Genomic DNA, 8,791 nt, shown 5'->3' with positions numbered 1-8,791 from the left:
TCAACCGTAACGTGGAATATTTTATCCTTCTTGTCACGTCCATGAGACCTCCCCAGGTAAGAGCACAATCTTCCTCTCCATGTATCTGCCATATTTACAATTATTATTTCCCGAGTAGTTATTGGACTTCAACTTGTTGTGCAGCCTTATCCATAATAATTGCCTGATATGATTTCTGTTCGTCAGACCAGAGATTTGCCCACGGACTTCCTTCAGATTCGCAATCGCTCACGACACCCTTGTCTTAGGCTATGTCTTTCCCACTACTAGGGCAGACTAGGGACTTTAACCCTTAAGATTGTGCCCATGCTGGGCACACACAAAAAAAAGCCCCGGCCTATTTTACATAGGTCAGAGGCTTAGGGACAGTTAATCGCAAAGTTCTGCAACAACCTGATTTATTACTTTTCCGTCTGCTTTTCCTTTAAGCTCCGGCATTATGCTTTTCATGACCAGGCCTTTGTTTTTTGCGGCCAGGACATCAGCAAACTTTTCCTGAATAAAGGCTTTTACTTCTTCCGCATCCATCATGGATGGTGCAAATTCCTTTATGATTTCATATCTTGCGTTGTACTCTTCTTTTAAATCGACCCTTTCATCCGGACAGGTGTCCACCTGTTCCTTTATGGTTTTCATTTCCTTCAGGATTGCCCTGGTGACCAGTTCTTCTGGAACTTCCTCCCGGCAGCCTTCATCGATGGCCAGTTTTTTCACGGCTGAAACGAGGGATGAAATCGTTTCTTTCCTTACTTTGTCTTTTGCCTTCATGGCCGTAACCATTTCTTTTCTCAAATCTTCCAGCTGCATTAGTATTCCTCCTATATCATTTCATTTCCACACATTATACACTACATTTCGCTATTTTCCAAATTCTGACAGTCTGAGACCTTTATTTCTATCCAGCGCCGTCTGTATACTCCAGCTGTTGACAAAAATCAGCAGCGGATTTCCTTTTAAATCCTTAATTTTCTTTGTGTCCGAAGAAACGCTCAGATCCTGGATGTCGATATCCTCATTTTCAATCCAGCGTATATGTTCATACGGCAATGGTTCGAGCCGGATTTCCGCACCATATTCGGATTCCAGACGGAATTTCAGCACGTCAAACTGCAGGGTTCCCACAACACCTACGATAATCTCTTCCATTCCCGTGTTATAGGACTGAAAAATCTGAATGGCGCCCTCCTGGGCAATCTGGGTTACACCTTTTAAAAACTGCTTTCTCTTCATTGTGTCCACCTGGCGTACTTTTGCAAAGTGTTCCGGTGCAAAGGTTGGAATTCCTTCATATACGAAGTTTCTGTCTTTGGAACACAATGTGTCGCCAATGGAAAAGATGCCGGGATCAAATACACCGATAATATCCCCAGCATAGGCTTCTTCAATTATGTGCCTCTCCTGGGCCATCAGCTGCTGGGAATGTGAAAGACGGATGATTTTGTTTCCCTGGACATGGTTCACTTCCATACCGGCCGTGTATTTTCCGGAGCAAATTCGCATAAAGGCGATCCTGTCTCTGTGTGCCTTGTTCATGTTCGCCTGTATTTTGAATACAAATGCAGAAAATTCATTCTCTGTCGGGATGATTTTACCCTCTGAAGATTCCCTCGGAAGTGGTGTTGGTGACATTGCCAAAAATTGCTTCAGAAAGGTTTCTACGCCAAAATTGGTAAGTGCCGAACCAAAGAAAACCGGTGTCAGCTTTCCATTCAATATCTGTTCCATGTCAAATTCGCTGCTGGCTCCATCTAAGAGAGCGATTTCATCGATCAGAATCTCATGATTCTGCTGTCCAATGAGTTCATCCAGACAAGGATCTCCCAGATCCGCTTCCACGCTGGCCACTAATTTCTGTCCGTTATTCGCGGCATAAAACCGTGTGATATGTTTTGTGTTCCTGTCGTAGATTCCCCTAAAATTCTTGCCGGAACCTATCGGCCAGTTCATGGCATATGTCTGTATTCCAAGAACGGTTTCTATCTCGTCCATTAATTCAAAAATGTCCTTTGATTCCCGATCCAGCTTGTTTATAAAGGTGAAAATCGGGATGTTTCGCATTACGCAGACCTTAAAGAGCTTCTCAGTCTGCTTTTCCACACCCTTCGCCGCATCGATTACCATAACGGCTGAGTCGGCGGCCATCAGGGTTCTGTAGGTGTCCTCTGAGAAATCTTCATGTCCTGGCGTATCCAGGATATTTATGCAGTAGCCATCATAGTCAAACTGCATGGCAGAAGAGGTCACCGAAATTCCACGCTTCTTTTCTATCTCCATCCAGTCAGAAACTGCATGTCTGTTTGTCTTCTTTGCCTTGACGGAACCGGCAAGGTTTATGGCTCCGCCGAACAGCAGAAGCTTTTCTGTCAGTGTTGTCTTTCCTGCATCCGGATGGGAAATAATCGCGAACGTTTTTCTTCTATTTATTTCATTTGTATAATCTTCCAAATATAAATCCTCCATGGTATTACTATGTTTCATAAACTTGTTTATTATATATGCTGGGAATGATAAATTCAAGTACGAATGTAATTCACTGCGTGTTCCATCCAGAATGTACAGCTCCGCTGCTTTAACCCTCCATCTGGGTATCCGGCTGCATTTTTCCATGGTCCATTTTCATCAATGTGATTTTTATTCCATATTCTTTTTCTATGTCTTTGATCCTTTTCATTTCCGACTTTGTGACAACGGAGATGCTCAGGCCTTTTTTGTTGTTTCTTCCGGTTCTTCCTGCCCTGTGGAGATAATCTGAAGGTGTTTCCGGTATGCTTACATGAAACACTGCTGTGACATCTTCGAAATGAAGTCCTCTTGCCGCAATGTCCGTTGCTATAAGCAACGGCAGCTTTCCAAGACGGAAATCCTGGATTACCTTTTTTCTTTCTTCCTTGGTTTTCCCCCCATGGATACACTCCGCATTGTAATGATGAAATTTCAGCTTTCCGGTAAGTTCTTCAATATCCGCAGGATTATTGATAAAGACCATGGCCTTGGCCGGTTTGATGCTTGTGACAATTTTTCTGAGCAATTCGATTTTTTCACGTCTTTCAACCAGGAAGCATATATGGCTGATGTTTTCGGGGATTCTCACTTTTTCCGAAACCCGTATTATTTCGGGTTCCTTGGAAATCAGAGCTGCTTCGACGAGCATATCTTTTCCAAGACTGGCGGAAAACATGAGCAGTTGGGTATCGCGCATACAGCACTTGATGACAGCCTTAACATCTTCCTTATTATCCTTGTCCAGCATCTTGTCCGCTTCATCCACAATAACGGTTTTTATCAGATGAGCAGGGATTTTTTTCTTCTTGATAAGTTCTAATATTCTGCCTGGAGTTCCGATAACGATCTGCGGTTTTTCCCTTAGTTTTTCGATCTGCCGGTTTATATTGACATTGCCCAGAACCACAGTTGAAGCAATGTCCAGTCCAGAGTTCCCGGATAAAGATTCCACCTGTCTTTGAACCTGCAGGGCAAGCTCATGAGTCGGGACAAGTACTAGTATCTTTATTCCTTTTTCTGCAGGCAGCAGCATCTGATAGACTGGCAGCAGATACGCCAGTGTCTTGCCTGAGCCTGTTTCCGATTGTGCAATCAGGTCCTTTTTCTCCATAATCGGACGTATCACCACCTGCTGCACACCGGTGGGAATTCTGATTCCTTCTTTTTTCAGGCCTTCAATTACAGCATTATCCAATCCAAGTTCCTTAAAATCCATATATTCTTCCTCTTCAACAAATTATTTCATTCACTATATCATATTTCCCCACATATCGTAAATTATATATCCTGCTTTTTGTTTCTTCCCTTGAATTTTTCAAAAAAAACGGTTCTGGCGTATAAAACGTCAGAACCGTTAGTGAATTTTATTTAACTCTTATACAGCTGTATATCCGCCATCGATCGGTATAGCTGCGCCGCTGATGAATTTCGCATCATCGGTGCAAAGGAATGTGATCAGTGTTGCTACCTCCCATGCCTCTCCGAGCCTCCGCATCGGGTGCAGCATTCTGTACTGTACCTTTGCATCTTCCGGAATCAACGGAGTATCTATAACTCCTGGACATACAGCGTTTACGCGGATTCCTTCATGAGCATACGCCGTCCCGGCAGCCTTTGTCAGGTTTATTACCCCGCCTTTAGCTGCAGAATACGCAATGTTGGTAGGAACGGCGACCAGACCGAACATGGATGCCAGGTTTACGATAGCTCCTCCGCCGCCCTGTTTTCTCATCTGCATGATTGCATATTTATCTGAAAGCATAACTCCTGTGTAGTCAACTTCATTTACTCTGTTCCAGTTTTCCATGTTCTCGTCAGCAATCATATTCTGCTGTCCGCCGATACCGGCACTTGCCACCAGTATATCCAGACGGCCAAACTCTTCAACTGTTTTTTCTACCATACTCTTAACATCAGCTTCAACGGATACATCAACCTTAACAAAGGACGCTCCGATTTCTTTGGCAACTTCCGCACCTTTATCGCTATAATCTGCAATCATGACTTTCGCGCCACTTAAAATGAAGTTCTTTGCGGTAGCCAATCCTAATCCGCTTGCTCCGCCTGTTATAATAGCAACTCGATCCTGTAATACAAATCCTGCTCTTCTGCTCATAAATGATTCCTCCTGTTTATTGTACGTTTTTCCATACATCTTTCTCACATTCGCAATTCTAGTACAGAAGAAATTTTTTGTCAATTTAATTTAATTTTTATCATTATTGTTATATTTTTGACTTTCACCAATTATTTTTTTTATAATCTTTCCAGTAGACAGAGCAATGCCTCTACAGAAATTTTTCTACAATTACCACTATTCTGTCTTTTTTTGTAATATGGGAGATTCCCATCATGACGAATTTCCCGTATCCACGGATAACGACCACATCCTGTTCTTTAAGCATCTGGCTGTTATTCTCCACAATCCTTCCATTGATAATGACCTTTTTGGCCTGGAATAGTTCCAGACCCTGGTTTCTTGACAGGTGGCAGAGCTTCGCCACTACCGCATCACAGCGTAGGGAATTCACATTTATTTTTTCTTCCTGTCGTTTAGGCTGGATATCCTCCGGAGACTCGTCCAAAATCAGGCATCTAACGTCTGTATGCTTTATTTTTGTCAGATTTTCCATTATAAAATGTGATATATGTCTGGCACAGAAAATATAACCGTTGTTTTCCTTAACCAGAATGTCCCCCACCACGTCTCTTTCAATCCCAAGATTCATGACCGCCCCGAGAAAATCACGATGGTTCAGATCATCGGCAAACTTCGCCGCCAGGGGTCTGACCCCAATAATGTCGATAGGAAAATCTTCTTCGTAGCCCATCATATCCGGGCCTCCGAAGCGGATCATCTGTCTTTCATTGTTTTCACCACCGCCGTGGATAATCGACGATATAAACTTCAGGTCAGGTTGAATCCGTAGGAAAGTGTCCACTTCCGTAGGGTTCAAAAATCCGGTAAAGGTATAATGACCGTTTTCATAGGCTCTCACGGCCAGTTCCATTATTCGTCTCGAAAAAAGTTTTCCGTTTGCATCATTCTTATCCAAAATATTCTGCCTTTCAGTAAACAACTCTAAAAAAAATCCCTTTAACTCACGTTTAACGAAGTTAAGGGACTTTTAAAAAGCGGGTAGCGGGAATCGAACCCGCGTATCTAGCTTGGAAGGCTAGTGTTCTACCATTGAACTACACCCGCAAACAACACAAGAGTTATTATAATAGCATTCTTGATTTTTTTCAAGTACTTTTTATTTAAAAAAATAATTATCTGTATATCCCAGCACTATTACATGTGTGGCCTATCGGCTTCCTCCGATTATATCACCCTTTTCTCCCGAAAGTTTTTCTCCTGATCCGGTAAAAAAATGTCATGACCCCTATTCCAAATGCTGAGCCGGAACTGTCCAGGATCACATCTTTCAGCTGGCCGCCTCTGCCTGGGACGAACAGCTGGTGCGTTTCGTCGCTGGCCGCATAGGCAGCACTGATAGCAAACGCCAGAAGGGTCTTCTTCCATCCCTTTATTCCAAGCGCATTCAGCACCAGCATCCCCAACAGCATATATGCCATAAAATGTGTCGTCTTCCTGATTATATGGTTAAAAGTTTCCAGACTCATATCCGCCATAAACGGGATCTGCCCCTGTAAAGCATTTAAAATCGTTCTTGTAATTCCCGTGCTCAGTTCGTTGGACTGCTCGGCTGGTTCGGCCGAAAGATAGAATATAAGAGCCATTAAAACCAACACGGCCAACCAGGAAAAGACACAAAACACTTTTGTTCTGTCCTTCATTATTATCTCATCCATTCTTTTCATAATATTTAAGATACTACAAAGGATAAGATTTGTCACTCATATACTTTGTATGTATGAGGCCGATCTTTATAAAATAAAATAATATGAATTCAGCAGATATTCTTCCTGATATTTTACCGACAGTTTCCACATATACTTCTTTATGGCTGACAATGGCAGGTCTCCTCTTTGGAAACTAACCATTGCCTTTTTAAACTTCTCCCTTTCCATTTCATCCGCATGGTCCTTAAAGTAGCCCCACACATGCTGAGCGGCATTTATGAAGCTTCCCGCATTGCCCTGCATATCCAGGGCTTCTTCCAGTACACTGTAAAAAGAGACAGGGGAACATTCCTTGTCCTTGAGCATCTTCCGGATTTGGTTGTACTTTTCCTGTGAATTTTCCAGAACCTTGTATTTGTAGCGGCTCCATTCCAGTTCCAGTTTTCGTGCCGTTTTGCCAGGGGTGACACAGTTAATACATTTGACTGCAGAAAGATTTTTATCCTTTACCTCCAGCATTATATCCGGACCCTCATTTCCCAGACCATCCAAATACTCCATAAATTCACGAATCCGGATGATGTCGGAGTGGGAGCCCTTTTTTTTATTCCCATTCTGCTGTGAATAGTGAATCTTTGGATTTCCATCCATTCTCTTCCAGGTCTTTCCGCACTCTGCAACCCAGAAAAAGTCAGGGTTCTTTTCAATAGAAGGGTTCAGGGCATGATGGAGATTGTCAAACACAACCGGAACACCTACCCTTCCGCTGATTTCCAGAACGTCCTCCACAGTGTAGTTCCTATCATCATTTTCAATGACCAGTCTCTCTTTCACCGAATCCTTCATTCCCCTCCAGTTTAATTCAAACCTGCGTGCAGCCTGCGCCTTGTCTCCATAGACTCCACCCACATGGAGTATTATTTTACACGTCTTATCCACGCCCATACAATCCAATATCCTTGTATGATACTGAAGGTCAAGCACTGCCCGCTCGACGATGTTTGCATCCGGGGAATTCAAAACCGTATACTGTCCCGGATGCATGGATACTCTAATGTCGTACTTTTTAACCATGTCCCCAATCCTTTTAAACTCATCCCCGAAAATATTCCACCATTCCAGGAAATTGACCGGACTGGAACCAAAGGGAATCAGGTCAGAGCTTATCCGGAACATACGGATGCCATTTTTATGGTTATATTCCATGATTTTCTCCAACGAGTGGAGATTATGACTGATTATTGCCGTCAGCCTCTCCTCGTCGGCATTTTTCATGGTGCAGCTTCGAAAACCGGTGTCTGGCACTCCTACGGCCAGGCATGCATATCCTATCCTCATGCTTCCTCCTTATTATAATTATACGCACGATCTATTTATGCATTAAAACAATCAATCCCATGTCTAAAAGATAAATGACCATCTTTATTTATGCTATTATCAAAGAAAAGGAGGGATTAACTATGAGAACGTTAACACGAATGAATTTTATGATCTTTGCTGCCGGCATGATTATTGGATTTTTCGCCAAACCACAGCCAAACCTTCAGAAGTGCTCCACATACTGCCCGAAATTTTCGGAATATTGATTTAAAGTTGACTGTATAGCTGAAATACAGCGTATAATGAAAAACAGATTACCGTATACTTTCAATACATGAAATGAGGGCGTAGAATGAACAAGGATCAGAATAATCCGCTTAAAAGCGCAACTATGAAAGACAAAATCATTGGTCTTGTTGTGGGCTTAATCATTATCTTAGTCGTAATGTATTTTTGGTTCTAATCAACACTCAGGAAACCGGAAGGGGGATTAACCCTTCCGGTTTTTTCTTATCTCATTTGCAAGATGAAATTCTCCCGTATCCTTATCATAAATGAATACTTCACCCGTCTCAATAATATAATGCCATCCGCTTAAGGCCAGTTCCCCCGACATTATTTTTTCTTTGATATATGGATATGTAAGAAGATGCTTCAGCTGCTCTACCACATTCCCTTGTTCCATCATCCATTCCCACGCTTCCGGCTCCATGCTGTCCATTTCACGCAAAACTGTGTCGCGAACCGGATTAATCAGTTCCAGCCACTTGTGTGTATGCGGAAGTTCATTCAGCATGTCCGAAGAATGGAGGCTTGCCGCACACCCTCCGCAATTGGAGTGTCCGCAGACGATAATATTTTCAACCTCCAGAACCTTCACTGCATATTCAATGGCAGATGTCGTACCTGCATATTCTCCGCTTTCTCTATACGGAGGAACAATGTTCGCAATATTGCGAATAATAAAGAGTTCTCCCGGAAGTGTCCCTGTTATCAGATTCGGATCCACCCTGGAGTCCGAACAGGCTATAAAAAGCGTGTGTGGACGCTGCTGTTCCTTTAATTCCTTAAAAAGCTCCTTATGGGATTCAAAATCCTCCCTTCTAAATCTAACAATTCCGTCGAGCAGTTGCTGCATATTTCTTTCCTCCTGTTATACTGT

The 8,791-nt window shown here is 42.8% G+C and carries 9 protein-coding genes and 1 tRNA gene; 1 reads left to right on the top strand and 9 read right to left on the bottom strand.

Features of this window, described 5'->3' with window-relative positions; translation table 11 throughout:
- Positions 1–369 precede the first annotated feature (369 nt).
- From BUA79_RS07200 to uvsE, 8 genes are all read right to left on the bottom strand, one after another.
- Complete coding sequence (locus tag BUA79_RS07200) at positions 370–807, bottom strand: GatB/YqeY domain-containing protein (protein WP_073993686.1); 438 nt, start codon at positions 805–807, stop codon at positions 370–372.
- Between the two features lie 51 nt (positions 808–858).
- Positions 859–2,445: a peptide chain release factor 3 gene (locus BUA79_RS07195; protein ID WP_073993699.1), complete on the bottom strand. Its 1,587-nt coding sequence runs from the start codon at positions 2,443–2,445 to the stop codon at positions 859–861.
- A gap of 124 nt (positions 2,446–2,569) precedes the next feature.
- Positions 2,570–3,718 (bottom strand): DEAD/DEAH box helicase, encoded by a 1,149-nt coding sequence (locus BUA79_RS07190; RefSeq protein ID WP_073993685.1) that lies wholly within the window; start codon positions 3,716–3,718, stop codon positions 2,570–2,572.
- A gap of 159 nt (positions 3,719–3,877) precedes the next feature.
- Complete coding sequence (locus BUA79_RS07185) at positions 3,878–4,618, bottom strand: SDR family NAD(P)-dependent oxidoreductase (RefSeq protein WP_073993684.1); 741 nt, start codon at positions 4,616–4,618, stop codon at positions 3,878–3,880.
- A 172-nt stretch (positions 4,619–4,790) separates the two neighbouring features.
- Positions 4,791–5,558, bottom strand: coding sequence for a YlmH/Sll1252 family protein (locus BUA79_RS07180; protein ID WP_143147885.1), 768 nt, complete (start codon positions 5,556–5,558; stop codon positions 4,791–4,793).
- A gap of 78 nt (positions 5,559–5,636) precedes the next feature.
- Positions 5,637–5,707, bottom strand: a tRNA-Gly gene (locus tag BUA79_RS07175).
- 125 nt (positions 5,708–5,832) lie between these two features.
- Positions 5,833–6,303, bottom strand: a complete 471-nt coding sequence (locus BUA79_RS07170; protein WP_094757357.1) for a VanZ family protein — start codon at positions 6,301–6,303, stop codon at positions 5,833–5,835.
- 90 nt (positions 6,304–6,393) lie between these two features.
- A complete protein-coding gene (gene uvsE, locus BUA79_RS07165; protein WP_073993683.1) occupies positions 6,394–7,647 on the bottom strand; it encodes a UV DNA damage repair endonuclease UvsE in 1,254 nt (417 codons plus the stop codon).
- Between the two features lie 122 nt (positions 7,648–7,769).
- Here uvsE and BUA79_RS12790 point away from each other — a divergent pair, with 122 nt between their 5' ends.
- Complete coding sequence (locus tag BUA79_RS12790; RefSeq protein ID WP_278308907.1) at positions 7,770–7,895, top strand: hypothetical protein; 126 nt, start codon at positions 7,770–7,772, stop codon at positions 7,893–7,895.
- A gap of 224 nt (positions 7,896–8,119) precedes the next feature.
- On the opposite strand, the gene BUA79_RS07160 is transcribed toward BUA79_RS12790, so the two are convergent.
- Positions 8,120–8,767, bottom strand: a complete 648-nt coding sequence (locus BUA79_RS07160; protein ID WP_073993682.1) for a carbonic anhydrase — start codon at positions 8,765–8,767, stop codon at positions 8,120–8,122.
- Positions 8,768–8,791 lie beyond the last annotated feature (24 nt).

The sequence above is a fragment of the Parasporobacterium paucivorans DSM 15970 genome, assembly GCF_900141895.1.
Taxonomy (GTDB): domain Bacteria; phylum Bacillota; class Clostridia; order Lachnospirales; family Lachnospiraceae; genus Parasporobacterium; species Parasporobacterium paucivorans.
The sequence above is the reverse complement of the archived record's forward strand: the minus strand, read 5'-3'. Positions and strand labels throughout refer to the sequence as shown.